At 58.5% G+C, this 26,414-nt stretch carries 26 protein-coding genes and 1 tRNA gene; 21 read left to right on the plus strand and 6 right to left on the minus strand.

The genetic code is table 11. The features are described from left to right. Positions 1 to 52: 52 nt before the first annotated feature. The 19 genes from pnp to GTP58_RS02605 all read left to right on the plus strand — a co-directional run bounded on the left by pnp (position 53) and on the right by GTP58_RS02605 (position 17,109). Positions 53 to 2,182: a polyribonucleotide nucleotidyltransferase gene (gene pnp / locus GTP58_RS02515; RefSeq protein WP_161076139.1), complete on the plus strand. Its 2,130-nt coding sequence runs from the start codon at positions 53 to 55 to the stop codon at positions 2,180 to 2,182. Positions 2,183 to 2,555: 373 nt separating this feature from the next. Continuing rightward, positions 2,556 to 3,032 (plus strand): hypothetical protein, encoded by a 477-nt coding sequence (locus GTP58_RS02520; protein WP_161076140.1) that lies wholly within the window; start codon positions 2,556 to 2,558, stop codon positions 3,030 to 3,032. Between the two features lie 55 nt (positions 3,033 to 3,087). Then, positions 3,088 to 3,444: a hypothetical protein gene (locus tag GTP58_RS02525; RefSeq protein WP_161076141.1), complete on the plus strand. Its 357-nt coding sequence runs from the start codon at positions 3,088 to 3,090 to the stop codon at positions 3,442 to 3,444. A 197-nt stretch (positions 3,445 to 3,641) separates the two neighbouring features. Then, positions 3,642 to 4,436, plus strand: a complete 795-nt coding sequence (locus tag GTP58_RS02530; RefSeq protein WP_161076142.1) for a hypothetical protein — start codon at positions 3,642 to 3,644, stop codon at positions 4,434 to 4,436. 92 nt (positions 4,437 to 4,528) lie between these two features. Continuing rightward, complete coding sequence (locus GTP58_RS02535; protein ID WP_161076143.1) at positions 4,529 to 4,921, plus strand: DUF5071 domain-containing protein; 393 nt, start codon at positions 4,529 to 4,531, stop codon at positions 4,919 to 4,921. 170 nt (positions 4,922 to 5,091) lie between these two features. Further along, positions 5,092 to 5,616 carry a nuclear transport factor 2 family protein gene (locus tag GTP58_RS02540; protein ID WP_072780678.1) on the plus strand — a complete coding sequence of 175 codons (525 nt, stop codon included), beginning with the start codon at positions 5,092 to 5,094 and terminating at the stop codon, positions 5,614 to 5,616. Positions 5,617 to 5,700: 84 nt separating this feature from the next. Further along, complete coding sequence (locus tag GTP58_RS02545; protein ID WP_161076144.1) at positions 5,701 to 6,051, plus strand: lysozyme inhibitor LprI family protein; 351 nt, start codon at positions 5,701 to 5,703, stop codon at positions 6,049 to 6,051. Positions 6,052 to 6,094: 43 nt separating this feature from the next. After that, on the plus strand, positions 6,095 to 6,358 hold the full coding sequence (locus GTP58_RS02550) for a hypothetical protein (RefSeq protein ID WP_161076145.1): 264 nt from the start codon (positions 6,095 to 6,097) through the stop codon (positions 6,356 to 6,358). A 616-nt stretch (positions 6,359 to 6,974) separates the two neighbouring features. Beyond that, positions 6,975 to 7,286, plus strand: a complete 312-nt coding sequence (locus GTP58_RS02555) for an ABC transporter (RefSeq protein WP_161076146.1) — start codon at positions 6,975 to 6,977, stop codon at positions 7,284 to 7,286. Between the two features lie 74 nt (positions 7,287 to 7,360). Further along, on the plus strand, positions 7,361 to 7,939 hold the full coding sequence (locus GTP58_RS02560; RefSeq protein WP_161076147.1) for a hypothetical protein: 579 nt from the start codon (positions 7,361 to 7,363) through the stop codon (positions 7,937 to 7,939). A 229-nt stretch (positions 7,940 to 8,168) separates the two neighbouring features. After that, positions 8,169 to 8,696 carry a hypothetical protein gene (locus GTP58_RS02565; protein ID WP_161076148.1) on the plus strand — a complete coding sequence of 176 codons (528 nt, stop codon included), beginning with the start codon at positions 8,169 to 8,171 and terminating at the stop codon, positions 8,694 to 8,696. 248 nt (positions 8,697 to 8,944) lie between these two features. Continuing rightward, positions 8,945 to 10,528: an AAA family ATPase gene (locus tag GTP58_RS02570; RefSeq protein ID WP_161076149.1), complete on the plus strand. Its 1,584-nt coding sequence runs from the start codon at positions 8,945 to 8,947 to the stop codon at positions 10,526 to 10,528. Then, positions 10,525 to 11,511 (plus strand): hypothetical protein, encoded by a 987-nt coding sequence (locus GTP58_RS02575; protein ID WP_161076150.1) that lies wholly within the window; start codon positions 10,525 to 10,527, stop codon positions 11,509 to 11,511. The genes GTP58_RS02570 and GTP58_RS02575 overlap by 4 nt, the downstream gene beginning before the upstream one ends. Next, positions 11,508 to 13,274, plus strand: a complete 1,767-nt coding sequence (locus GTP58_RS02580; RefSeq protein ID WP_161076151.1) for a VWA domain-containing protein — start codon at positions 11,508 to 11,510, stop codon at positions 13,272 to 13,274. Before GTP58_RS02575 ends, GTP58_RS02580 begins: the two co-directional genes overlap by 4 nt. Next, complete coding sequence (locus GTP58_RS02585; RefSeq protein WP_161076152.1) at positions 13,271 to 13,858, plus strand: hypothetical protein; 588 nt, start codon at positions 13,271 to 13,273, stop codon at positions 13,856 to 13,858. The genes GTP58_RS02580 and GTP58_RS02585 overlap by 4 nt, the downstream gene beginning before the upstream one ends. Further along, positions 13,855 to 15,210 (plus strand): capsule biosynthesis protein CapK, encoded by a 1,356-nt coding sequence (locus GTP58_RS02590; protein WP_161076153.1) that lies wholly within the window; start codon positions 13,855 to 13,857, stop codon positions 15,208 to 15,210. Before GTP58_RS02585 ends, GTP58_RS02590 begins: the two co-directional genes overlap by 4 nt. Beyond that, positions 15,207 to 16,199 (plus strand): AAA family ATPase, encoded by a 993-nt coding sequence (locus GTP58_RS02595; protein WP_161076154.1) that lies wholly within the window; start codon positions 15,207 to 15,209, stop codon positions 16,197 to 16,199. Before GTP58_RS02590 ends, GTP58_RS02595 begins: the two co-directional genes overlap by 4 nt. A gap of 43 nt (positions 16,200 to 16,242) precedes the next feature. Continuing rightward, entirely contained in the window at positions 16,243 to 16,674 is a 432-nt protein-coding gene (locus GTP58_RS02600; protein WP_161076155.1) for a DUF29 domain-containing protein, read from the plus strand. Between the two features lie 3 nt (positions 16,675 to 16,677). Further along, the gene (locus GTP58_RS02605) at positions 16,678 to 17,109 is read left to right on the plus strand and encodes a DUF29 domain-containing protein (RefSeq protein ID WP_161076156.1); all 432 of its coding nucleotides are present in this window, start codon (positions 16,678 to 16,680) and stop codon (positions 17,107 to 17,109) included. Here the strand turns inward: GTP58_RS02605 and GTP58_RS02610 are convergent, their stop codons facing one another. Continuing rightward, a complete protein-coding gene (locus tag GTP58_RS02610) occupies positions 17,110 to 18,522 on the minus strand; it encodes a c-type cytochrome (RefSeq protein ID WP_161076157.1) in 1,413 nt (470 codons plus the stop codon). It abuts the gene before it with no gap. 73 nt (positions 18,523 to 18,595) lie between these two features. On the opposite strand from GTP58_RS02610, the gene bla reads away from it, so the two are divergent. Further along, positions 18,596 to 19,432: a subclass B3 metallo-beta-lactamase gene (bla, locus tag GTP58_RS02615; protein ID WP_161076158.1), complete on the plus strand. Its 837-nt coding sequence runs from the start codon at positions 18,596 to 18,598 to the stop codon at positions 19,430 to 19,432. A gap of 7 nt (positions 19,433 to 19,439) precedes the next feature. On the opposite strand, the gene GTP58_RS31700 is transcribed toward bla, so the two are convergent. Continuing rightward, positions 19,440 to 21,095, minus strand: coding sequence for a methyl-accepting chemotaxis protein (locus tag GTP58_RS31700; protein ID WP_161076159.1), 1,656 nt, complete (start codon positions 21,093 to 21,095; stop codon positions 19,440 to 19,442). Between the two features lie 142 nt (positions 21,096 to 21,237). Here GTP58_RS31700 and GTP58_RS02625 point away from each other — a divergent pair, with 142 nt between their 5' ends. Then, on the plus strand, positions 21,238 to 21,951 hold the full coding sequence (locus GTP58_RS02625; protein WP_161076160.1) for an alpha/beta fold hydrolase: 714 nt from the start codon (positions 21,238 to 21,240) through the stop codon (positions 21,949 to 21,951). On the opposite strand, the gene GTP58_RS02630 is transcribed toward GTP58_RS02625, so the two are convergent. The 4 genes from GTP58_RS02630 to fdhE form a co-directional block, all read right to left on the minus strand. After that, positions 21,936 to 22,031: transfer RNA gene (locus tag GTP58_RS02630), tRNA-Sec, on the minus strand. The two genes, GTP58_RS02625 and GTP58_RS02630, sit on opposite strands and share 16 nt — an antisense overlap. 11 nt (positions 22,032 to 22,042) lie before the next feature. Further along, complete coding sequence (gene selB / locus GTP58_RS02635; protein ID WP_161076161.1) at positions 22,043 to 23,938, minus strand: selenocysteine-specific translation elongation factor; 1,896 nt, start codon at positions 23,936 to 23,938, stop codon at positions 22,043 to 22,045. Then, on the minus strand, positions 23,935 to 25,359 hold the full coding sequence (selA, locus tag GTP58_RS02640) for an L-seryl-tRNA(Sec) selenium transferase (RefSeq protein ID WP_161076162.1): 1,425 nt from the start codon (positions 25,357 to 25,359) through the stop codon (positions 23,935 to 23,937). Before selA ends, selB begins: the two co-directional genes overlap by 4 nt. Continuing rightward, positions 25,356 to 26,357, minus strand: a complete 1,002-nt coding sequence (fdhE, locus tag GTP58_RS02645; protein ID WP_161076163.1) for a formate dehydrogenase accessory protein FdhE — start codon at positions 26,355 to 26,357, stop codon at positions 25,356 to 25,358. Before fdhE ends, selA begins: the two co-directional genes overlap by 4 nt. Positions 26,358 to 26,414 lie beyond the last annotated feature (57 nt).

The raw sequence follows: 26,414 nt of genomic DNA on the forward strand, positions 1-26,414 counted from the left end.
GAGGTGAACGACAGCCCCTGAAAATCTGTCGGCAAATAGAAAGGGATTACCCATGTTTAATAAAGTTACGAAAACCTTCCAGTACGGTCAACACACTGTCACCCTGGAAACTGGCGAAATCGCTCGCCAGGCCTCCGGCGCAGTGATGGTGTCGATTGAAGACACCGTCATTCTGGCCACCGTGGTCGCGCGCAAAGACGCCAAGCCAGGCCAGGACTTCTTCCCACTGACCGTGGACTACCTGGAGAAAACCTATGCTGCGGGTAAAATCCCTGGCGGTTTCTTCAAACGTGAAGGTCGCCCTTCGGAAAAAGAAACGCTGACTTCCCGCCTGATCGACCGTCCTATCCGTCCTCTGTTCCCAGAGGGCTACCTGAATGAAGTGCAAGTCGTCATTCACGTGCTGTCGGTCAACCCGGAAATCGATCCAGACATCGCTTCGATGATCGGTGCTTCGGCTGCGCTGTGCATCTCCGGCGTGCCATTCAACGGTCCGATCGGCGCCGCCCGCGTGGGTTACGCCAACGGCCAGTACATCCTGAATCCTACCGTTGAACAACTGAAAACCTCGCAGATGGATCTGGTGGTTGCCGGTACCGAAACCGCCGTGCTGATGGTGGAATCGGAAGCGCAGCAACTGTCGGAAGAAATCATGCTGGGCGCCGTGGTCTTCGGCCACACCGAAATGAAAGCCGTCATCGACGCCATCCACGATCTGGTACGCGACGGCGGCAAGCCTGAGCAAGTCTGGACCGCACCGGCCAAGGACGAAGCACTGATCGGCCGCGTGGCCCATTTCGCCGAAGCGAAAATCCGCGATGCCTACCAGACCCGCGACAAGCAAGCCCGTACCGACAAGCTGCGCGCAATGTCGGCTGAAGTTATCGCCGACCTGGGCGCCGAAGCTGCTGCCGCTGGCGCCGCTGCCCCGGACAGCGTTGACGTTGGCAACATCCTGTTCGAAATGGAATCGAAAGTCGTCCGTTCGCAGATCCTCGAAGGCGAGCCACGTATCGACGGCCGCGACACCCGCACCGTGCGTCCAATCTCGATCCGTACCTCGGTGCTGCCACGTACTCACGGCTCGGCACTGTTCACCCGTGGCGAAACCCAGGCACTGGTCGTTGCAACCCTGGGCACCGCCCGTGATTCGCAGAAGATCGACGCGCTGATGGGCGAGTTCACCGACCCGTTCATGCTGCACTACAACATGCCACCGTTCGCCACCGGCGAAACCGGCCGCGTTGGTACGCCTAAGCGCCGCGAAATCGGCCACGGCCGTCTGGCCAAGCGCGCGCTGATCGCTGCACTGCCTTCGCAGGAAGAGTTCAGCTACTCGGTGCGTCTGGTATCGGAAATCACCGAATCGAACGGTTCGTCGTCGATGGCTTCGGTCTGCGGCGGCTGCCTGGCGCTGATGGATGCCGGCGTGCCAATGAAAGAGCACGTGGCGGGTATCGCCATGGGCCTGATCAAGGAAGGCGGCAAGTTCGCCGTGCTGTCCGACATTCTGGGTGACGAAGACCACCTGGGCGACATGGACTTCAAAGTAGCCGGCACCCGCAACGGTATCACCGCGCTGCAGATGGACATCAAGATCCAGGGCATCACCAAGGAAATCATGCAAGTGGCGCTGGCGCAAGCCAAAGAAGGCCGCGAGCACATCCTGGGCGAAATGCAAAAGGCCGTGCCAACCGTGAAGACCGAACTGTCGGACTTCGCACCACGCCTGATCACCATCAAGATCAACCCAGAGAAGATCCGTGACGTGATCGGCAAGGGCGGCGCCGTGATCCGCGCGCTGACCGAAGAGACCGGCACTCAGATCGACATCAGCGACGAAGGCGTGGTCACCATCGCTTCGGTGGACGCTGCTGCGGGTCAGGAAGCCAAACGCCGCATCGAAGAGCTGACCGCATCGGTTGAAGTAGGCAAGTCCTACGACGGCGTTGTGCTGAAGCTGCTGGACTTCGGCGCCATCGTTCAGGTCATGCCAGGCAAAGACGGCCTGCTGCACATCTCGCAGATCGCCAACGAGCGTGTGAACGCCGTGGCCGACTATCTGAAAGAAGGCCAGCAGGTACGCGTCAAGGTTCTGGAAACCGACGACCGCGGCCGCCTGAAACTGTCGATGAAAGCTGCTGCAGAAGAAGCTGCCGCTGCTGCTGCCAACGCACAGTAATCGCTGAGTAGTCCGCAAGAAGCCGCCGGCGCGCAAGCCCGGCGGCTTTTTTTGGGTCATCGCGGAAGTCCGGGATGACCTGCAGTCAACGCAAGAGAGCAGTAAGGAAGAGTTATTGCGTTTGTGCGACCAAACATAGCATTCGGTAGAGTATCCGACCAATGGCGCCCTATTATGGATGAGTGGACGCTACATGGCGGTGAATGAAATCAGTAGCGAAGTTTCTGGTCTCTAGCAGTTGCCGTACAGTAGCATTGCCGAAATCTAGTCGTGACAATATGTGAGTTTTCTAAAAGAGCAAGATGCTATCTTGTCTCATTGGTCGAGATCGGCCAATACCAGTCATCCAACATGGCGCTCGAGAGGCGCGCTTTTGAATATGAATGTTGAACAATCGGACGCGACGCTATTCAGCTTCAAGGCAAGAGACGGAGTTGCCATGTTCTGGATTTTCTTTATCGTTTTTATCCCAGGGGGAGCGACGCTTGGACCTCCGTTTATGAGTGTCGACGCATTTTTGATCTGTACGGCTGCCTATGCAGTCTTGGCATATGGACTCGACTGCAAAATTACAGTAACGTCAGATAGAGTTCGATTTGTGCGGAGACTCTATTGGATACCCTTCTATGCTCGAAGCGGACGGGTAATTACCTCCATATCTTATGACAGCGATTGGGATGATGAGGAATCTGCGTCCGGCGTGGTCGTTGAAATTGATGGAAGAGAGACCCACATCGGCGCAGGAAAACGCAAGGCAGAGCTCTATATGGGCTTATTTCGAAACTCTGAGACCTACCGTAGTATGCAAGCTGAGCAGGGATTCAAGCCGACACCTGACGGCGCAACTTAAAGCGGGCAGAAACCGGCCAAGACCGGACATGCACATTTAGAATCGATAAAATTTAATGATGACGTCTGAAGAATCGCTATTACTTAAAAACCGACAAAATGAATTCTCTGCCTTCTATGCTGATCTCTTACCGAGTCTTGTTGACTTCATCGGTAGGATAGGAATTCAACCAGCGCACGAAGTATTGAAAACCGCCGTCCAGTTCAAAGCTTTGGTATCGCAGGCAACAGAGAGTTTTTCCATTGACAGCGAAGAAGACAGAATTTGGCTCGTGACGCGCCTGGGCTATTACATTGGCGAATATTTCGTGCAAAAGCACTCAGGTTGCTGGTATGTTAACGAAATCCTAATTCCCGCTACTTTGCTAGATTTGTTGTTGGACGATTCAATATTTCCAGTCAACGGGCGTTGATGCTGGATCCATTCGAAGTAGCAGCCGTATACGTTTCTCAGCCACAGCCCCGTTCTCTTGCGAGTTTGTTGGCAGAAGTAGAAACAGAAATCCTTGAGCTGCGATAGCATTCTGCTTCCGGCCAAGAGCGGACTCTGGAGTCGTTCTCCTGTATAACCGACGGCAATAGAATTAAATCTAGGTGAGGACTTAATCGAATGGAAGAACTCAACGATCTCATATCGATCCAACTTAAACGCGATTTGATTCGCGATAAAGCATTACCGTTCGAGAGGGAATTTTGCCGAACGACGAACCTGGAGCGATCGATTCTCGACCAGTTCGGTCGAGCTGGAGCCGAGTTTATTATTCGCCAACATAACCTTGTCCCGTCTTTCGATTCCACATGTCCGTGGCAGATTGAAGGACTGGAGGCCATCGATGCCGTAGAAAAGGTGCTATCACCACTTCGTAGGGTGCTTCCAGAGTTTATGGCCGTGCTTGCAGAACGAATTCGATGGGTCGTGCCGGTCCGCAGTGAGGGCGATTGGAAGCTTGTTTATCTTGTTGACCGGGCACTTTACGATGGCAGGCCATACTACGAGTTGATAGTAGGGGGCACCCCAAATTCTTCACCGCGACTCTCGGATCGAGCGCAGTCCTTGGGCTGGGGTGTACCGAAGTCAATGAATAAACTTTGCTTGGTGCATGACGGTTTCGGCGCGCTTGATAGCGGCATACTTACTAGCCGGTATTTAGTGGATCTGGGTGAGCTGATGGACCCGATTGCGAAGGAGCAGGGATTCGTTTCTGATGATTACGAATTTCAAGATCTGCTTGAGTTCAGTTCGGACGGGGCGGGGAATTGCCAAGCGTTCCACCGCCGGAGTCGCGATGATTTGGATCCTCTTACGGTTGACTGGGATCACGAGACTCGTGAGATCTCTGGCGAGACGCCTTTTTTTGAATTTGCCGATGAAATGCTGTTGACGCAAATCCTTGATGAAGAGTGACCCGCAGGTTCATTTTTAGCTATCGTGCACAATGAGGGCTGGCTGAAGACGGCCACAACCAGACCTTCGTTGCGAGCATTTTTAAGCAATAAATGACTGAAGATTTTGCTCTTTTACTGCCGCGTGATAAACACGATACTGAAAGCGCCGCGGCGCTAACAGCGCTCGGCTTGGAAAGAGTCTTGCCTGCAATACCTGAGATTTTGAAATGGATGCAGGACCTTAACTGGCCTGTGGCAATGGTTTTCCAACTATTCTTAGTTGACGCTGGTGCATCGCTGGCCGTCTTTGTAAAGCCTCTACTTTCGGAGGACAATGTGTGGAAGTACAACCTCCTGGTCAGCATTGTGAGCCGCTCCCCGGCACTCGCAGCGGCATTGCAGACTGAATTAATGCACCTGGCCAGTACTCCGACTCTGGAAGAGCAAGTCGAAGGTGTAACCGATGAAGCAAGGACAATTTTGTCAAATATGGGTAGGGGCTGACTTGAGCCTCGACGATGCGAGCAAGCAGATCACGGATAAGTACGGATCGAATGTAAAAAGTAGTATTTGGGAATGAAGAGGACGCTGCAAAGCCGCGTTGATTCAAGATGTTACCTTGACCGCTGCTGGCTGCGATCGGCCAAAAACCGATGCTTTTTTTAGGATAACTGATGAGAAAAATATTTTCACTTATTGTCCAATGTATTGGACTGTTCATTCTCACGCACCACATGGCTTTCGCAGAAGACATTTCAACTAGCAAGAAAATGGTTGAGAAAATTGTCGACCAGTTTCAAACTGCGATAAAAAATAAAGATGTCGACGGCTTCATGCAGCTTTTTGTTCATGAGGGCATTACATGGACTGCGGTGTACACGGATTCAAGCGTTGAGCGGTATAACGTTGAGCAAAGGGCTGCGCAGGAGCCTTTAGCAAAAAGAGTTCAAACGGGTGGAACTCCCCGGAAATTCATTGAGGGCATAGTAAAGGCTAAGACCCAGCAGTCTGAGTTGTTTTCTAATGTTCGTATTGATACTGACGGTGACATCGCACAGGTATGGTTTGACTACATCTTCATCGTTGGGGAATATAAAAGTGCTTGGGGAAAGGAGAGCTGGCAGCTCGCTCGAACCGAGAACGGATGGAAGATTGCATCGGTCGTTTGGTCAGCCGAGGAGAATACTTCGCAGCATTGACTATCTGACTTACTGTATGAATTTAGCGGGATTCGGCCAACAGCAGACTCTCGAAATCACCCCGCAATTATTTTATCGAAAAAAATGCTACGTATCGTTTCTTTTTTCGCCATCACAACTGCTGCTTTGATGACCACTTTTCCTGCGCAAGCAGTGTTTGGAGATACTCGCCCGGCTGAGCTAGCTACAGCAGACAAAGAACTAAATGCTACATATGCAGATCTAATGAAACAGCTGCGAAAGGAAGAACAGGAAAAGCTCAAAAAGGCTCAGCGGATTTGGATTTCGCTTCGCGAGGCGGACTGTAAATGGGCCAGCGCGGTGGAACCACTCGACTGCATGATAGATAGAACTTTACATCGAACAGAAGAGCTAAAGGGCAGCATGTTTTGGGCACCGAATGGCGAATACACTAGTCTTGACTTGCAAAAATGACAGACTCTAACCGGCAAATATCGGACATTGAAATTGAGATGACATGACGGCAAGTTTTAAAAAATCGGCGTATGTTCTCGCGATGCTCATCAGCTCCTCTGTACTATCGTTCTACGCTCTCACGCATGTGCTACAAACTCGATTACTATTCGGGATTCTGTTAATTGCTTTTGCCTTTGTTGGCGGCGGCGTATGGCTCTATTTACCTTGGTCCAGAGGCCCGGTAGCGCATGCATTTTCGACGGGCATTGGTATCGGCCTCTTTGCAGCAACGGCCGCGTTTTTTGTATCTATGCATGCGGGTTAGAGCGTACTAGCCTGCATCCGGCCACAAGCGGCCAGTTGCGGTCGTTCACTCATTAATAAAACTTTAGTTTGATATTGTAAGAACCGTGAAAATAATTTCGCACAAACAGGCAACTATCATCAAGTCGAGTTGGAGAAAGCTGCTATGGCTAAACTTACTTCTTGGGGCAATGTTGGCACTGGCGATCACGGCTATCCCTAGTGTTTGGGGCTGGATAGGCGCCATTCTGCTTGGGCCGCTCTTTCTTGTTGCTTTATATATTTACCGACCGAGTGCTACGTATCTTCGGCTGCATTCCAAAGGAGTCGATATTTCGACCGCTAGAAGGAAGCACACCATCAATTGGTCTGACGTGGTTGGATTCCATATCGGTGATATTCGGGGCGATAAGAGGATTGGCATCTTGTACACGCAGGAATATCTCTCGCGAATACGCAGCGACTCCTTGATCGAACCGGATGCAGATGGTGACTGGATTCGAGACCTTTACGTCCTGCCGCTGGGGAAACTGTGCGAAACTCTGAATAGCTGGGTTGCGAAAGTTGACTCCTAACGGCCAGATGCGGTCGTTCGAACTGGTATCCGCTATCACGATGTATCGTTTTCATGGGAAGTTATGAACTATCAGTTGGTCTTACAAGTACGCGGCGAGTCGCTGTCGGACTTTGATGCGATGATGGATTTGGAACAGGAACTGGCTGTTAAGCTGGGCGATATTGCCGAGGTTGATGGCCATGATATGGGCTGTGGTGAAATAAATATCTTCATATTGACTTCAAATCCAGAAGCAGCCTTCGAGAAAAGCAAACCGTGCTTGATTAAACATAAATTTTTGAACCGTATAAAATCCGGATTCAGGGCGCTTTCCGAGGATACCTTTACAACTATCTGGCCTGAGAATTTGGCCGATGAGTTTATAGTTGCATAGGTGGCCGAAGTCGGCCAGAAGGCGACGGTCACAAATCCAAAGAGGAATTTTCCTTTGACTGTAGGATTATCTATATGAGTTCGATTGATCAGCCCTCTGCGATCCTCAGCCCTGAGGCTCAGAAAACTGTTCTGGATCTATTTGCGCCAATAATGGACGAGTTGACCAAGGAGGCGCAGGCCGAGGTTGATCGCTTCAACGCAATATTTTCGGCTGATCACAATGCCATTGGTAGAGTGCTTAAAGTTCATCTCGTCATTGAGCAGTATCTAAATGAACACATTATTACCAAGTACAAAATCGAAAACTTAGCGGAGCTACGACTATCGTTCAGCCAGAAGACAAAGCTCTTGAAGGATGATCTATCACCAGCGGCGTGGGTGAAGAGCGCCATTCAGAACGTCAATAGTGTTCGAAATAAATTTAGTCATACCTTAACTCCAAAAATAGAATGGGGTGAGATAAACAATGTAGCAGAGGTTTTAAAGATTGCGCGCAACGGCGTATCCTATGCGGAACCAATTGATGCAATTGAGGCATTTGCACCTGTTGCATGTGCATTCCTGATTGATGCACCCAGCAGCAGACGGACTCAACTTGAGCAACTACTCAAAAGTGGAAAAATGAAGTTTGCCGTCGGCGAGATTTTTTGATGCTTTTCGTGAAAAGTGCCTATGCGCCGACGACGGCCGGCAGCAGACGGTGAGCTACTTAGGTTTTTAGACACGCGAAATGGACAGAATTCCTCGTGAGTGGTTGAAGCTCACTTATTACCGACCTCGACTAATACTTGACGGATTGCGACGCATCCAGCGTAGCGGCTTGTTAAATGATCTTCCATATAGGGTTGCAGCGCTTCGTACTCACAAACTGAAGCCATATTTGGAAGGCCGTCAAGCAGCTCTTTTTTGCCACGGCATTAGTACAAGGATCGGTCGCGAAGTGTCGTTCACTCTCTTCGATTCGGCTGACTACGACATTGTCGCTAAATTTGAAGAGGGCGGCGTCACTAGAATGGTGCCTGTTCAATTAAAAGAACTGCCTCCTTCAACGGTCAACCCAACGATTGAGCTACAAGACATATTGGACAAGCTTGGAGAAAAGCTTCCTGATTCTAAAAATCTCGTAGTGGCTATTCACATCAATAGAGCGGTACAGGGATTGCGACCAGCGGAGTTGCGAATTCCGACAGGGCTTGGTGAAATCTGGCTGTATGGCGCAAAAGATGATACGCAGCAAGGTTGGTTTTTAATCGGAGATATGCTGAAGGATGCCAACCTTGTTAGCGAATTTCAGTATCCTTCAAATGTGATCTATTCGGCGATTTGGCAGCAGAACATATTAGGAAATCGTAAAGGAAACATTACTTTATCTTTGGGATCACTTTCTATGTTCAATTGGAAACCATAAGTGACCGCAAATCTGAATGTCTGCAATGGGGCGGTAACGGACTGTCATGTAAAACACACTTTGCGATCTTAAAAAAGTGAAACCTGGTCTGTTGCGCTATGCTTGTTAGGGAACTGATTTTAGGCGTATCTACGATTAGATTAGTGGTGTTGATCGGTCCGCTAAAGAGCACTGAACAATCCGTGCGGAACGTTTTATTCCTGCTCCGTTATACTTGGCTATTGCCAATTTCTTAAGCGGATGTGCCGATGCCTCCCTTTAATCTGTTTCAGCGCATTTCCAAAGCGCCCACCAATCCCAAGGCGCCACCGAAGCCGCGCCAGTTTGATGTGGCGGATCTTTACCAAGGTCCGCTCAACGTCACGCAGCAGGGCGACGCCGGCGCGCAGCCGCTGGACGAGAAGCTGCGGCAGGCTTACTTCTGGATCGTCAATAACGCGATCATCAGCTCGCACTACGACATCGAGTACAACCACGGTCCGGCGCAATCGTATTCGGTTGGCGACAGCAAGCGGCCTTTGAATCTGCCGTCGGCGCAGAGCTATTCCAGCTTTGTACTGCTGCCGCTGCTGACCTTTGCCACGCGCCGCAAATGCCTGTTCGTTGGCGGCCCGGGACGCGGCAAAACGGCCAGCGCCATCTTGATGGGCGTGCTGTCCGGCGCGAGCGTCAAGCAGGTGAAGCGCGCGATGCAGCACGGCCACCCGCAAATGACCATTGCTGATTTACTCGGTAATCCTTTGCCCGCAGATCTGGTCAATGCGCAGAACATGGACGATATTCGTATCGCCTGGCGCACCTGGCTGGGCATGCGCGTCAAGATCATCGATGAATACAACCGCATCCCGCCACGCACGCAGAGTGCGCTGCTGACGCTGATGGGCGATAACTATGCAGAAGTCCTGAACCATATCTACGAATGCCCGGAGTCGGCGTGGTATCTGACGGCCAATGACGATCAGGGCGGCGGCACGTATGAGGTGATCGAAGCGCTGCGTGACCGCATCGATGTCATCGTGCAGGCGCTGGCTTTCAATCCGCGCTTCCTGGGCGAACTGCTGGTGCGCATCGAGGAAAACCTCAAGCCGGAGGAGCTGGTCCCGGCAGAAATTATCTTCACGCCGGAAGAGGTGGACCGCATGGGTGAAGAAGTCCGTGCGGTGGTCGTGCCGGAACCGATACGCCGCCGGCTGGAGTTCTTCACCAGCCAGTTCGAGCTGCTGGAGACGGCTGGCGGGCAGTTTGAGTACATGACCAAAGATACGGCGCGCCTGTCGGGCTTCGACTGGGGCCAAGTCATTGCTGCAGACAGCGGGCGGGATCGCTTGAAAGACCTGGGCTGCCAGACGCTGAATGGCATCTCGGTGCGTAATTTGATGACGCTGCTGATCTACTCGAAAGCGCTGGCTTACTTCCGCGGTAATGGCGAAATCGATCTGGATGACGTACGCCAGGTGCTGCCGTTCGTCCTGCACGACAAGCTGCAGCCGGATCTGGATGCGCCGTTCTTCGGCCTGCCGGAAAACGCCGCCTATCGGACCGACCGTATCAGCTGGCTGCGCCGCCTGTTCGATTTGTCGAACGCCGACTACGACCGTCTGGATCTGGACCAGCACGATCCTGTGGGCGAGCTGGCAGCGCAGTTTGCAGAAGGCCTGGATGGCTTGAGCGAACGCGATGTGCTGGCGCGCCTGAACAAGATCGAGCGCCATGTGAATGAGCAAATCAAAGGCCGCAAGCTGTATGGCCATCTGTACGATGATCTGCTCAAGCTGAAGTACCTGCACCAGCGCTACACCAACTATCTGGTCTGGGTGCGCTCGCAAGCATGATCTCCGCTCAATTCGCTCAATTGCTGATGGCGGGCCGCGCGGAATTCAACCGGCGCGTGGCCGAAGCGCGCCGCCGCCATCAGGGCTTTGATACTGACGCATTCAGCGCCTTCCTGTCGTCGGCGGCAGATGCTGTCGTCTGCGCGGTGTCAGAGCGTGCGCCTGATCGTGCTGGTGCGGCAGCCGTCGCTGTCTATGACCTGGCGCTGGAGCTGGCGGCGCACGGACACACCGGCGTACTGGTGCGGCGCGTCTGGAGCGAACTGGCACCTTGCTATGCGGGGCTGCTGGGGGAACGGCCGTCAGCAGTTCTGGGCATGCTGACTAACGCCGCGCTGCATCTGCAGAAGAGGCAGGGCGTACGCGTTGAGGAGTGGCTGGATTTGATGCAGCAACTGGCGCCGCAGGCCACTGACCTGCAGCAGCTTGGCGCCGTGGGCCAGATTTGCGCCTGGCGTGCCGGCATGGCGCATTACCGCGCTGGTGCGATTGCCGCTGCTGACAATTTGCCGGCAACGCTGGCGCTGGCCGCTTTTGGCGCTAACGGCGGCACCCATTGGTCAGCCTTGCGCGAGGTCTTGTTGCGTGACCCGTGGTGGACGCCGAATGAGGCTGCACGCCAGCGTCTTGCTGCGGGCATCGAGATCGGCAGCTTTGCCGGCTTTGGCGGCGAGTTCAGTGAACCACCCGAAGTGCGCCCGGCCGATCTGGGGTTCTGGGTGTGTAGCGGTGAGCGGTATTTTCTATTGATGGCCGATGCCTGCGGCGCGATACTGCATCCCGCCACCGAAGACGAATACGCCCATCCGCAGCCGCCAGCCACCGCATCGCACATCAGCATCTCTGGCCAGCGGCTGACGCTCAACGGCCGCCTGGTGGAGCTGGATCTGCCAGGAGCGCAAGTGAAGGTTGTGTGTAACGCTAGCGCCGCGGCCATCGTTTCCCCGTTCAGCCACGCCATCCGCGTGCTGCCGCTGCGATGAATACGCCGCTGCTGGAGCAATGGCGCGCAGGCTGGCAGCCAGCATTGGCGACCTGGAGCCGCTTCACGCGCCTGCGCGATGCGCGTTTGTGCCAGACCTCGATGGAAGCTGCGCAAGAAGGCTTGAGTGGCAGCTTTGCGATGATACGGCTAGTGGACCAGAGTGTGGTGGTGGACCTTGAAAGCGTCGAGCAGCTAGGTCTGCAAGATTACGCGGTTGAGATCCTGGCCCATGAAATCGGCCATCACGTTCTGGCGCCTGCCAGCGCTGCGGATCAATTCCGTTTGCTGGCCCGCCTGCGCCGCTCCTTGCCGACACTGGAGGCGCATGCGCCGCTGGTCGCCAATCTGTACACGGATCTTTACATCAACGACAGGCTGCAGCGCCAGGCGGGCTTGCGGATGGATGATATTTACCGCCGTCTGGAAGGACATCGTAAAGAGCCCGCCAGCAGCAAAATATGGCTGCTATACATGCGCATCTATGAGCAGCTGTGGAAGCTGCCGAAGGGCGATCTTGGTGGTGGCGCGGCGACGGAAGCGATGGATACCGATGCCTGGCTGGGCGCACGTCTGATCCGCGTCTATGCGAAGGACTGGATGGACGGCGCGACCCGCTTCGCTACGCTGCTGCTGCCGTATCTGGTGGAAGGGCAGGAGACATCGGCCGAGTTTCAGCGCATGTTCGATACGCGTGACGCTGCGGAGGGCTGTGAGCCATCCGGAGGGCAGCAGATCGAACCGGGAGAACTGGAGGAACCCATCCATCCTGTGCACGACCGGCGCATTTCAGGACTGGACGAAACACCGCCTGCGGAAAAGCCCGCAGACCAGCAGACCGGCCAGACACGCGAGCCTTATGAGTATGGCGAAATCCTCAAGGCCAGCGGTGTAAAACTGAGCGAAGAAGAAATCGCCATACGTTACTATCGCGAGCGCGCCTTGCCGCACCTGATCTCCTTTCCCAAAATGCCGCAGCCTGAGTCGGCCGAACTGCATCCGGAAGGATGGGAGCCCTGGCAGATTGGCGAGCCACTGGAGCAGATCGACTGGCTGCAAAGCGTGATCCAGAGCCCGCGTGTGATTCCGGGCCTGACCACCGTGCAGCGCAGCTACGGTCCCGGTGCTGGCCGTCCCGCCAAGCCGGTGCCGGTAGACCTGGACATGTATGTGGACAGTTCCGGTTCCATGCCCGACCCGCGCCAGCGCATTTCGTATCTTGCGCTGGCGGGCGCCATCATCGCCTTGTCTGCCTTGCGTGCTGGTTCCAGTGTCCAGGTTACGCTGTGGAGCGGCAAGGGCCACACGCTGGCAACCAAGGGCTTTGTGCGTAACGAGCATGAGGTGCTGGCCGTGCTGACTGGCTTCTTTGGCGGTGGCACCAGCTTTCCCATACATCTGTTGCGTGAGACGTTTAAAACCAGGCGCGCGCACAATACGCACATCCTGATGATTTCGGATGACGGCATCACCACCATGTTTGACCACGACGAACAAGGCAACGATGGCTGGGACATCTCCGCCAGAGCGTTGGACAACGGTGGTGCTGGCGGCACCATGGCGCTGAATATGCCGGCCGACTGGGATAACACCAAGGCTTCGAAATGGTACCAGGATGCGTATAAGGCCTTAAAGCGCGCACGCGACCAGCAAGGCTGGAACATCCACGCGATCGCCCGGTTTGAAGACTTGGTAGAATTCGCACAAGCCTTCAGCCGGCGCCACTATGGACCGCTCAAGACGCAAAAGAAAAAGCACGCATGATGGAAAAGTCCGGTCCTACCCTTGAAACGCTGATGCACCGCCTGGCCGAAACGCCCGCCGAGTTCCTCGACGAGCCGCGCGTCGGCACGTCCGGAAAAGTGCATGTGGCTGCGCTGGTGAACGACGTGCTGGCGCTGCATGGACAGCGTGCACCCTTGTCTGCGCTGGAGTACTTTGTGAGCAGTGATGCGCGGCGCGACCGTAATCGTCTGGCATTGGTGATGATCGCTTGCTGGCTGCTTGCGGACGAGTGGTTCGACAGTGTCACGCCGCCGCAGAATATGGTCCTGAATCTGTTGGGTGCAACAGTCGCCGAGATGGCGCAAGCCAACGCTGCCCACAAGTTTGTCCACGATCCTGACCGCCGGGAGGAACTGGTACGCGTGGTGCTGGCGCGGCTGGATTACCGGCCTGCCGGGGAATCGGTCGCCGAAGCGACGGACAGGCTGTCTGGCATCAGTGGCGTTGAGCGCAAGCGCTTGCTGGAAGCCAGCCGCGCAGCGGAACAGCGCGCAGCCGATATTCGCGCTGCCCTGGCACGCAAGGCAGCCGAAGAATCGGCAGACAAGTGGTCGCGCGAATGAATGGCACCAATGCCGATGAAGACCGCGAGCGCTTTCCTACACTGACTGCTGCTGGCCGCGCGATGCTGGCCTTCATGCGTGAACATCCTGCTGCACCGTTGTACCGCAATCACAGTGGCAACAAGCTGCTGGCGCATGAGGTGGAAGAGGTCCGCCAGTTCGAGAGGGATATCGCTACCGCCGCCGTAGGCTGGCCAGCCGATGCCAAGCCTGCGTGGCTGAATGAGTTTATCAGGACGGCTTTTGCCAGTGTGCCGTACTACCGCCAACTGGGTTCGCCATTCCGCGAGCTGGAGGAAATACCGGTGATCAGCCGTGCGGACTTTGCCGCCGACATCGCGGCCTTTGTGCCGGATAGTGCCGACGTCGCACGCATGATCAATTTCCGCACCACTGGCACCACGGGCCATCCGCTGCTGATCGCATCGCATCCTGTGGTGGCGGCACGCTACCTGGCGTTTCACAAGCGCGCACTGCGCCGTTTTGGCGTCGAGCTGACGCACGGACAAGGGCAGGTAGGCGTGGTGCTGCTCGGCTATCAGCAGCGCTGCTTTACCTATGTGTCGGTGACGCCGGCCATGGGTGAATCGGGGCTGGCCAAGATTAACCTGTATCCCGATGAGTGGCGTGTGCCGGAGGACCGCGCCGTGTATCTGGATGCGCTGGCGCCGGAAGTGCTGGCCGGTGATCCCATCTCGTTCTCTGAACTGTTAAAGCTGCCGCTGACGATGCGGCCACGCGCCTTGCTGTCGGTATCCATGCTGTTGCTGCCTGCTTTGCGCGCCCAGCTGGAGCAGCGCTTTGCCTGCCCGGTGCTGGACATCTATTCGCTCAACGAGGTTGGCCCGGTTGCCGTGTACGATGCGCGCGTGGGTGGCCACGTACCGCTGCAGCCGCAGCTCTACGTCGAGATACTGGATCCGGCGGGACAGCCGGTGGCAGCAGGGCAGCGCGGTGAAATTACGCTGACGGGTGGATTCAATTTCTGCCTGCCGCTGCTGCGCTACCGCACTGGCGATTTCGCCTCACTGGCGGTGAGCGGCGACGGCGAGCCTGTGCTGGTCGGACTGTCCGGGCGTTCACCGGTACGTTATCGCGCGCTTGGCGGCTGGATCAACAATATCGACGTGACGCACGCTTTACAGCATTTGCCGATACCGCATTTCAGCGTGCACCAGCATGCGGATGGCAGCGTGGTCTTGCGCCTGGCGCAGGCAATGACGCCATTGGGCGAACAGGCGCGCGCCGCACTGGAGCATGTGTTTGGCCCCGGCGCTGTGACACTGGAACAGTTGACCGCGGAAGACAAAACCGTGCAATACACGTCGGACATGGAAGGCGCGCGTGCATGAAGCAATTTCGCACCGGTTTAGTGGTGGGTAAATTCAGTCCCCTGCATCTTGGGCACGAGCTGTTGATACGCCGTGCCATGACGGCGTGCGAGGAAACCGTCATCATCAGCTACTCGGAACCTGAGCTGCCAGGTTGCGACTCGCGCAGGCGCGAGCAATGGCTGCGGGCGCGCTTTCCAGAGGCGATCCTGCTGGTGCTGCACAACGACGAACACACACTGCCGCATAACGACGCCGATGAACTGACCCATCGACGTTTGATGGGATGGGCGTGTACGCATTTCCTGAACCGTAGGGTCGATGTCGTGTTCACGAGCGAAGACTATGGCGACGGCTTTGCCGCTGAACTGACACGCTACTTTGGCGGGCATCCCGTGCAGCATGTGCAGGTGGACCAGGCGCGCAAGGCGGTACCGATCTCCGGCACGCGCATACGCAACGATCCGCACGCGCACCGGTCCTTCCTGTCGGCCGAGGTGTACGCAAGTTTTGTGCAGACCGTGTGCTTCCTGGGCGGCGAGTCAAGTGGCAAGTCCACGGTGGCGGAGGCGATTGCCGCGCGCATGGAAACGGCCTGGGTGGCCGAATACGGGCGTGAGCTGTGGGTGGAAAAAGACGGCCATCTGGAATATGAAGATATGCGTCAGATCGCCGTGGTGCAGCAGCAGCGCGAAGATGCATTGCACCTGAAGGCTTTCCGCTATTTGTTCTGCGATACTTCCGCGCTGACTACCTTGTTCTATTCGCTCGAGATGTTTGGCAAGGCTGACGCTGAACTAGAACAGCGCGCTGAGCGCCGCTATGACCATGTCTTCCTGTGCGCGCCGGACATCGACTTCATCCAGGACGGCACGCGCCGCGAAGCCAGTTTCCGACTGCAGCAGCACGCGTGGTATCTCGCCGAACTCCAGCGCCGCCACATCCCCTATATCCTGCTCTCCGGCTCGGTAGAGCAGCGCATCGCAACCCTATTGTCCCATCTAGGCTGAACTTATTTAACGCCCGGCTGTCCAAGTAACAGAGGAGGACGCCATGGACAATCTCTACGACGAAGACGTCATCGCCTGGGCTGAACAGCAAGCTCATCTACTGCGCACGGGCCAGTGGTCACAGCTTGATATTGGCAACATCGCAGAGGAGATCGATGATGTGGGCAAGAGCGAAAAACGCGAGCTGCAAAGCCGCTTGTGCGTGCTGATCTCCCATTTGCTGAAATGGTCACATCAGCCTTCTCGCCGTAGCCATAGCTGGCGAGGCACCATCAAAGAGCAACGGATTGCCATTCAGCGTGATCTTAAAATTTGCCCCAGTCTGAAACCGCTGTTATCCAATGCGGCCTGGCTTAATTCTACCTATGCTCATGCCCGAACCAGTACCTTCGTTGAAACCGGCTTGCCAGACTTGCCAACCTGTATGCCGTGGTCTATTGAGATGGTGCTATCTCAGGAATTTTTGCCGGGGTGAAAAATGACTAACCCATACGAGCGTGACGTTGTTGCATGGGCGCAGGAGCAGGCTTTCTGGTTGCGGTCAGGCGATTACACCTTGGTTGATGCGCAGCACGTCGCCGAAGAAATCGACGGCGTGAATACACGCTGGCAGCATATGCTGTGTGACCGGTGTGCCGAATTGCTGGCGCACCTCGCGCGATGGCGCGGGCAGGAGGGTAACCGCTGCCAACTCTGGCAACGTTTGATTGAATTGCAGCGTCAGCGCATTCATCGCATGCTGATACGCATGCCCAGTTTGCGAGAGTCGTTGTACGGCCGCGAACTGCTGGAAGATGCCTGGCTGGACGCGCTACTCAAGGTGGCCGGTGAACACAATTGCTTTGACTTGCCTGATGCCAGCCCCTGGCCGATGGCGCAGGTGCTGGATCAGGATTTCTTCCCTGACTAATTACTTGCCGTCGTAAGTCACTCGGAAGATGCGGCCGCCGTAGTCGTCGGAGACCAGCAGGGAGCCGTCCGCCAGCGTGACGACATCCACCGGGCGGCCAACCACTTCGTCGCCGCGCAGGAAGCCGTCGATGAAGGCGGTGTCGCTGACGACCTTGCTGTTATACAGCGTGATCAGATGGACCGTGTAACCGATCTTGTTCTCGCGGTTCCACGAGCCGTGCTCGGCGACGAAGATGTTGTTGCGGTAGATTTCAGGGAATTGCTTGCCGGTGTAGAAGCTCATGCCCAGTGGCGCGACGTGGGGTCCCAGCTTGGCCACTGGCGGTTCGAATTCCTCGCAGGTACGGCCCTTGCCAAACTGCGGATCCGGCACTACGCCACCGTGGCAGTACGGGAAGCCGAAGTGCTGATTGGGTTTGGTGACCACGTTCAGCTCGCAGGACGGCGTGTTGTCGCCCAGCTCATCGCGGCCATTGTCCGTGAACCACAGCTGTTTGGTGGCTGGATGGAAGTCAAAGCCCACCGTGTTGCGCACACCGCGCGCGACTTCCTCGAGCTGGCTGCCATCCGCATTCATCTTGTAGATCTTGGCGCTGCGGGTGCTGTCCGTATCGCAGATATTGCACGGTGCGCCCACCGGAATATACAGCTTGCCATCCGGCCCCGCGCGCATGACTTTCTCACCGTGCCATTTGTCATTGGGCAGGCTGACCTTGACGACTTCATACGAAGGCTTCTGCGCGTAGCGCTTATCGATATCGTCAAAGCGGATCACGCGGCTGATTTCACCCACGTACAACGCGCCATTGAGCAAGGTGACGCCGATGGGATTTTCCAGGCCCTCGGCGATGGTTACCACCTCGGCGCTCTGCCTGTCCGCGCGCGGCACCAGCGCATACACCTTGCCGGCCTTGCGCGAACCGACATACACGATGCCGCTGTCGGACACCGCCATGCTGCGCGCTGTCGCCGCACCATCCGCGTAGACGCTGATGCGGAAGCCTTTCGGCAGCTTGAATCCGCTCAGCAGATCAGTCGCCGCCGGCTTGGCTGCCGTCGTCGTCGTAGCCGTAGCAGCAGGCGCCGCCGCCAGTTTTTTGTTCGCATTGGCGGCAATGTAATCGGCCAGCATGCCGATCTGTGCAGCGTTGAGTGCAGGCGACCAGGCCGGCATATTCTTCTCCGGCACGCCCTTGCTGATAATCTTGATCAGATTGGCCCTGGTTGGTGCGCCGTGTAGCCAGGCGTGCTCGCCCAGCGTCGGACCCACCGCGCCTTCCAGTTTGCTGCCGTGGCAGGCGGCGCAATTGGCTTGATAGAGTTGTGCGGCGGTTTGTGCCGGCGCCGCAGTTGCGGCAAAGGAGGCGAACGCCATGCCGATAGCGGCGGCTTGCAGAGCGATCTTTTTCATTGCTTGTTTTCCCCGGATGAGTGATATGGCCATTGTACAATCTGCGTCCCCGACCAACTCATCAACTCGCTTCATGACGCTGTTACGCCGTATTGCTTTCCCCTTTGCCCTGACCGCCATCACGGCCGCCCATGCGGCGATGGAAACCCCCGTCGCGCCATTCCAGCTGTACGGCAACAGCTATTATGTTGGCATGGAGGGCGTAGCGTCCGTGCTGATTACTTCGCCGGAAGGCCATATCCTGATTGATGGCGACCTGGAGGAATCGGCCGCGCGCATCGCTGACCACATCCGCGCGCTGGGTTTCAAGGTGGAAGACATCAGGCTGATCCTTAACTCGCACGTGCACGGCGATCACGCCGGTGGCATTGCGGAGTTGCAGCGCCTGAGTGGTGCGATTGTGGTGGCCAGTCCGGCATCGGTGCAGGCTTTGCGCCAGGGAATGGCAGGGGAGGATGATCCGCAATTCAAGGACCTGTCGCCATTCCCGCAGATTGGCGCCGCCCAGGCGGTGGCGGATGGCGAAACGGTGCGGGTAGGGCCGCTGGCGGTGACGGCGGTCTACACGCCGGGCCACACCAGCAGCGGCGTCAGCTGGACATGGACCGCGTGCCAGCAAGGGCGCTGCGCGTCGATGGTGTTTGCCGACAGCCTCAATCCCCTGGCCAGCGAAGGCTACCGTTTCAGCGCCCACAACAGCATCGTGCAGAACTACGGCGCCAGCTATACCGCGCTAAGCCGTCTGTCCTGCGATGTGATGGTGGCGTCCCACCCGGACGCCGCTGCCCTGCGCGAGCAGGCCGCGCGCGGCACGCTGATTGGCGACGGCGGCGCCTGCAAGCGCTACGTTGCCGCCTCGCGCGACGGGCTCAAAGCCCGTCTCATCAGCGAACGCAACGCGGCGCAGTAAGCCCGCGCTAGCCGGCGCGCAGGCGTGGCAGGGCCGGTGCGGATGCCGCAGCTGCGCGGCCACGTGCTGTGGCAATGGGCGTCACGCTGGCGCTGCCCGGCCGCTGCGCGGCGTCCACCTTGAACACGCTGACCAGCTCGGCCAGATTGCCGGCCTGACCCTGCAGCGATTCGGCCGCTGCCGCCGCTTGTTCGACCAACGCGGCATTCTGCTGCGTCACGCCATCCATTTCCATGATGGCCTGGTTGATCTGCTCAATGCCGGCTTCCTGCTCACCGCTGGCGGCCGTGATCTGCTCCATGATCTCGCTGACATTGCGGATGCTGTGGACGATCTCTTCCATGGTCTTGCCCGCCTCGTCGACCAGCATGCCGCCGTTGGCGATCTTTTCCACCGATTCGCCGATGAGCTGTTTGATGTCCTTGGCCGCGCTGGCGGAGCGCTGCGCCAGGTTGCGCACCTCCGTTGCGACCACGGCAAAGCCACGGCCCTGTTCGCCAGCGCGCGCCGCTTCCACCGCCGCATTCAGTGCCAGAATATTGGTCTGGAACGCTATGCCGTCAATTACGCCAATGATGTCCACGATCTGGCGCGACGAGGCGCTGATGGCTTCCATGGTCGATACCACGCCGCCCACCACTTCACCGCCGCGCACTGCCACGCCCGATGCGCTGGCTGCCAGCTGATTGGCCTGGCGCGCAAACTCGGTATTCTGTTTGACGGTGGCCGTCAGTTCCTCCATCGAGGACGCGGTTTCCTCGAGCGAACCGGCCTGCTGCTCGGTGCGCGAAGACAGGTCCTGATTGCCGCTGGCGATTTCATCGGAAGCCGTCGCCACTGCATCCGTACTGTGGCGGACTTCGCTGACGATGGCCGCCAGGCGATCACGCATCGCTGCAATGCTGAACAGCAGGCTGGTGCGGTCGTTGGCCGCCAGGTCCACATGCACGGTCAGGTCGCCTGCTGCGATACGGTCCGTGATGCCGGCCGCATAGCCCGGCTCACCACCCAGCTGCCGCAGCAGCGAGCGGCTGATGAGCCAGCCCAGCAGCACGGCCAGCACGACCGAAGCCGTACTCAGAATAAAAATCATCCACGCCGAGCCCGCGCTGCGGTCATGGATGGTCACGCCGATTTCATCAATCACGGCCTTCTGGCGATCGACCAGCGCGCCCATGGCCGCCACGTAGGTGTCGCCGGCGGGGATGAACTGCTGCTCGATGATCTGGTTGGCCTGGTCCACATTGCCTGCCGCCTTCTCTGCAAAGGCTTGCTTGCGGACGGCCTGATAGGCCTTGCGTTTTTCCTGCGCGGTGGCGAACAGCGCCTTGGCTTGCGCGTCATCGAGCAGCTCGACGATCTGGCGCTGGTTGTCTTCGGCGCGCCGGGAACTGGTGGCGATGCCGTCTTCAAACATCTTCTGCGCAGCGGGATCGCTGGTTTTGGACGCCGCCAGCGCGCGCTGGACATTGGTTTCCACGATGCCGCGCCACGCAGTGACCAGGCGTTCGGTCCTGAGCTGCTGGGCGAGCAGGGCGTCGGTATCGGCGGCGGTCTGGCGTATGCTCATCCAGCTGGCGATGGCGACTGCCAGCAGCAGGCATAAAGTGGCGCCGAAGCCTATGGCCAGCCGGTTGCTGACCTTCATATCGGATAATCTCATGGCAGCTCCGCGTTAAGATGTTATATAAAAGAAATATTCATTTCTAAAATACATTTTATCACTGAAGAAAAAATGCTGCAAAGCAACGCGCGATTCCTTACCTGGATTTACAAAGCTGTCGCGTTTGGGTAGGCTGCGTGCCATGTCTACCATTGTTCAATTTGAAGTGCCGTTTGACGGCATGGCGCTGAAAGCCGACCATTATGTGGGCCGTGACAGCAATCGCATCCTCTATGTGCATGGCGCAGGCCAGAGCAGCCGCCACGGGCATCGCCTGGTGCGCGGCACGCTGCAGCAGCGTGGCTTGGGCAGCGTGTGTTTTGATTGCATCGGCCATGGTGAGACGGGCGGCACGCTGGCGCAGTCGTCGGTGGCCAGCCGTACGCGCCAGGCGGCGGCGGTCGCTGCGGCGCACGCGCTGCCGCAGCCGCTGGCCGTGTTTGGCGCCAGCATGGGCGCGTACAACGCCATCCGGCTGACGCAAAGCCAGCAGGTGGATGCGCTGGTGCTCATGGTCCCCGGCGTCTATACGCCATCTGCCTATGAAGTGCCGTTTGGCCCCGATTTTTCAGCCGTGATCCGCCGTGAGCGCAGCTGGTCCGACAGCGATGCCTGGGAGATCCTGTCGCACTTTGAAGGCCGCCTGCTGGTGATCGCCGCCGAGCACGACGCCACCATCCCGCTGGAGATTCCCGAGCGCCTGGTCGATGCCGCGCGCCGTGCCGAATCGCGGGTGCTGCATGTGGTGAAAGGCGCCGAACATAACCGCATGTGGTCCCTGCTGCAGGAAACCCCGGCGGACTTCGATGCGGCGATCGACATGGTCGTGGCCACGGTGAATGGCGGAAGGCAGTAGGAGTCGAACTTACGAGGGAGCGGCTGACGCCCCCCACCGGGTTTGAAGCCCGGCCCCATCACCGGATGAGTATGCCTTCCGTAGGTGCTGCTTAAACGCTGTACGACCACACGGCGTTGGGCCGTATCAGGTGCACATTGCCGACCCGCCGAGTATAGCCGACGCGGTCAAAGAACTCCAATATCTGTATGGCGCGCTTGCGTCCGAGGCCGGTCGCGTCGCGGAACGATGAGGCCTGCACTTCGTCCAGCGTGGCGACCAGCTGCGCCAGTTCATCCAGCCGCTGCGGATGATAAAACAGATCCGGCACCACCTGGTTCAGCTCTCCCGTCTTGGCGAGTTTGAGTAGCAGGCGCCGTACCTCCGCTTCTGGCATCGCATGCTCGCGCGTCAGATCGCGTACCCATGGCGGATCGAAGCCGCCCGCCAGCAAGGACGCCATCAGCGGTGCGGCCAGCGCCTGTTCTTCGGCGCTCAGTTCCACGCTATGGGTTGGCAGGTGCAAGCTGCGGCCGCGTTGTTTGATCTCGCCGCTGGCCAACAGGGTTTCAATCAGGCGGCTCCACAGACGGTCTTCCATGTCCGGTGCGACGATGCGCTTCAATCGCCAAAGCTCCGGCCCGGCATCGTCCGGTGCGCGTACGTGGAATTCGGCCAGTGCTGCCAGGATGCGCGTCTGCAGCGCCTGCACTTCGGCGGTAGCGATCAACAGTTTGTCGCCGCCTTGCAGCGCGACTTCCAGTGTGCCGGCGGGCGCGCTGATTTGCAGCGCCGGCAGTTGCGACAGGCGCACCAGCGTGGACATGCGCAAACCCAGCGGACCACGTGCGAGCAGGGCGCCGATGTCGCAATGGGCGACGTAGGCCGCCAGCGCATCCAGCCAAGCCATGCGCGCCGCACTGCGTCGTTTGCGCGCCGGTCCGAAGGGATCAAGCACCATGCCGCCACCGATGGTGGCAGTGGCTTGTGCATTGCGGATCACGAAGCGGTCTCCGGGCACGGCATGCACGGGCGCGTCCAGCACCAGCTGCACGCGGCTGGTATGGCCGGGCGCCAGTACGTCGCCTTCCAGCATCACCACATTGGCCGTGTGATGGGCCGCGCCCAAATGCACATGCACTGGCGACCATGGCTTGAGTGTGAGGCCGCAGTCTGGCGTCAAGGTCAGTTCGACATCGATGCGCTCCGAGCACTCGCCTAGCGCTGGCGCGACCACCCATGTGCCGCGTGCGATGTCTTCTTTTGCCGCACCGCTCAGATTCAGCGCCAGACGCTGGCCGGCCCGTCCCACCTCCGCTGCGCGGTTCTGCGCATGAATGCTGCGCACGCGCACTTGCTGGCCGCCAGGCGCCAGTTGCAGCGTGTCGCCCACGCGTACACTGCCGGCCAGCGCGGTGCCGGTGACGATGGTGCCCTGGCCGGCCAGGGTGAATACGCGGTCGACGCCAAGGCGGAACAGGCGGCGCTCATCGTTGGCCGGCAGTGTCGCGGCCATCTGCGCCAGATGGTGCAGCAGCGCCTTGACGCCGACGTCGCCTTCGGCCGTGGCGTTGGTGCGAAAGATGTGCGCGCCGGCGAAATCGGTTGGCGCCAGCAGCGCGTGGATCTCGGCTTCCAGCTGCTCCAGCCGGTCGGCATCCACGCGGTCGATCTTGGTCACGGCCACGGCGCCGCGCTTCACGCCCAGCAGGCGCAGGATGGCCAGGTGCTCCAGGGTCTGCGGCATGATGCCATCGTCAGCGGCAATCACCAGCAGGGCGGCGTCGATCCCGGTGACACCCGCTGCCATGGTGCGGATGAACTTTTCGTGGCCGGGCACGTCGATCACGCCCAGCACGTCGTCGCCGAGCGGCGTGTAGGCGTATCCCAGTTCAATCGATATGCCGCGTGCCTTCTCTTCTTTCAGGCGGTCGGTATCAACGCCGGTGAGGGCACGCGTCAGCGTGGTTTTGCCATGGTCGATATGGCCAGCGGTGCCGACGATCATGCTGCGAGCTGGCCCAGTTGTTCGATGAAGCGCTGCTGCTGGTGGTCCTGCAGGCAGCGCAGGTCGAGCCACAGTGCATCTTGCGCGACGCGGCCGATCACGGGCAGTGGCAGCGCGCGCAGGCGTTGTTCCAGCACGCCCAATGCGTTGCTGATGCGGCCCTCGGCGGTGGGCCGTACCACCAGGCCGTAGCTGGGTAACTGGTCGACGGGGAGGGCGCCGCTGCCGATCTGGCTCATCATCGCTTCATCAGTGACGACATAGCCCGCGCCCAGCGCGGTTTGCAGCAACGGCAGGATGGCCTGCGCCAGTGCGCGCATGTCGGCGGCGGGACGCGTCAGCAGCTTGAGTGTGGTCAGGCGTTCCGGTAGCAGGTCCGGTGCGCGATAGAGCGCAAGCACCGGTTCCAGTGCGGCCAGCGTCAGTTTGCCGACGCGCAGGGCGCGCTTGAGCGGATTCTTTTTGATCTGCGCGATCAGGTCTTTGCGGCCGACGATGATTCCGCATTGCGGCCCGCCCAGCAGCTTGTCGCCGCTGAAGGTGACCAGGTCGGCGCCGCCTTCGATGGCCTCGCGTACGGTGGTTTCGTGCGGCAGGCCGTATTGCTCCAGGTTGACCAGCGTGCCACTGCCGAGGTCCACGGCCAGCGGGATGTTGTGCTTCTTGGCCAGCGGGGCCAGTTCGTCCAGCTCGATGCTCTTGGTGAAACCGGTGATGGCGTAGTTGCTGGTGTGGACCTTCATCATCAGCGCGGTTTGCGGGCCGGCGGCTTCGTCGTAGTCCTTGAGGTGCGTGCGGTTGGTGGCGCCCACTTCGTGCAGCACGGCGCCGGCGCGGGTCATCACGTCGGGGATGCGGAAGGCGCCGCCGATTTCTACCAGCTCGCCGCGCGAGACGATGACTTCCTTGTTGAGCGCGACCGTGTTCAGCATGAGCAGCACGGCGGCGGCGTTGTTGTTGACGATGGTCGCGGCTTCGGCGCCCGTCAGTTCCAGCAGCAGGTCTTCAATCAGGTTGTCGCGGTCGCCGCGTTTACCGGTATCGATGTCCCATTCGAGGTTCATCGGCCAGCGCATTGCGTCAACCACGGCTTGCACTGCGCTGTCGGGCAGCAGCGCGCGGCCCAGATTGGTGTGCAGCACCGTGCCGGTCAGGTTGAAGACCGGGCGTAGCGGCGATGCATTTTGCTCGCGCAGGCGGGCAGACAGCATGGCGAGCAAGGCCGGAATGCTGGTGTCGCCGCCATCGCGGGCGGCCAGCAGCATGGCGCGTAGTTCGGCCAGCAGCGCGCGGGCGGCTTCCAGCGTCTGCACGCGGCCATATTCGGCGATCAGCGCCTCGCAGCCCTGGTCCGACAGGATCAGGTGGACGGCGGGGAGGCGGATTGCGCCTGCCGGCGCGGTGGCGGACGACGTGCTCATTCCGCGTTGAACCACAACAGCGGGTTGCCGCTGGCACGCGCGTAGCCGGCCTCGCCGACCAGCAGGTCCAGCGCCAGGCTGGCCAGATCGTCAGCCAGTGGATCGACGTAGAAGTCATGCTCCTGGTTGAATATCTTGCGATACGTATGACAGTCATCGCAGGTCTCGGCGCGCGCTACCTTGCTTGGATCGTTGGCCTTGTTGACCGGTTCCGTCGGCGCTGGCAGGCCGCCTTCCGGTTCGATGCTCTGGTAAGCGATGTTCGATGTGCTCTCGCAGCACGAGCACTTTACGCGCACCATATGCCACTCACTGGAGCAGCACGCGCATTGCAGGTAGCGATAGCCCTGCGACTGCCCGCCGATGCGGATTACGCTGGCCACCGGATGCGAACCGCACACGGGACACAAGGTGTTGGTCACCAGCGGCTGCACGCGCGGCGCCTCCAGCTGGCTGGCGCGCATGGTCCACATCACTTGCAGGGCAGCCGCCACAAACGGCGCATGCAGCGGATGCACGCCCTCCGTCAGCTCGGCCAGCACCGCATCCGCACAGCCTTCCAGCTGCGCTGTGTCGAGCGAGCGCAATTCCGCCAGCACCACCGCCAATTGCGGCTGGCTTGCTGCTGGCGAGTCCAGTTGATCGAGGATGGCGTCAAACACACGGCGCCACGTCGGCGGGCGCTGGCCGCTGACGGGCAGCGGCGGCATGTGATGATCAATCGCCATCTGGATGCCCGCCGCATCGGGCAGGGCAAACGTCTCCGGCGGCAGCGTACGGATCACGGCCGCCTGTGCATCCACCAGGGCTGCCATCATGTTCAGGTAGCCACTCAGCGTTTCGCCAACGGGAATGCCTTTGATTTGATTATTTGCCAACTGGCGCAGCCGTGTGGCGCGCGCTGTAAAGAGACTGCGTGCTTCCGGGAGCAGCAGACGAGGTATGGCGGTGTGATCGAGGGTTTCGATCTCGCCTGGTTCTAACAAGCGTTGTACCAAAAAAATCTCCCGTATTGCCGGTGGCGAGTGGCTGCCGGCTCAGGGAGTATTCTAATC

It is taken from the genome of Duganella sp. CY15W (assembly GCF_009857555.1).
Classification (GTDB): Bacteria; Pseudomonadota; Gammaproteobacteria; order Burkholderiales; family Burkholderiaceae_D; genus Rugamonas; species Rugamonas sacchari.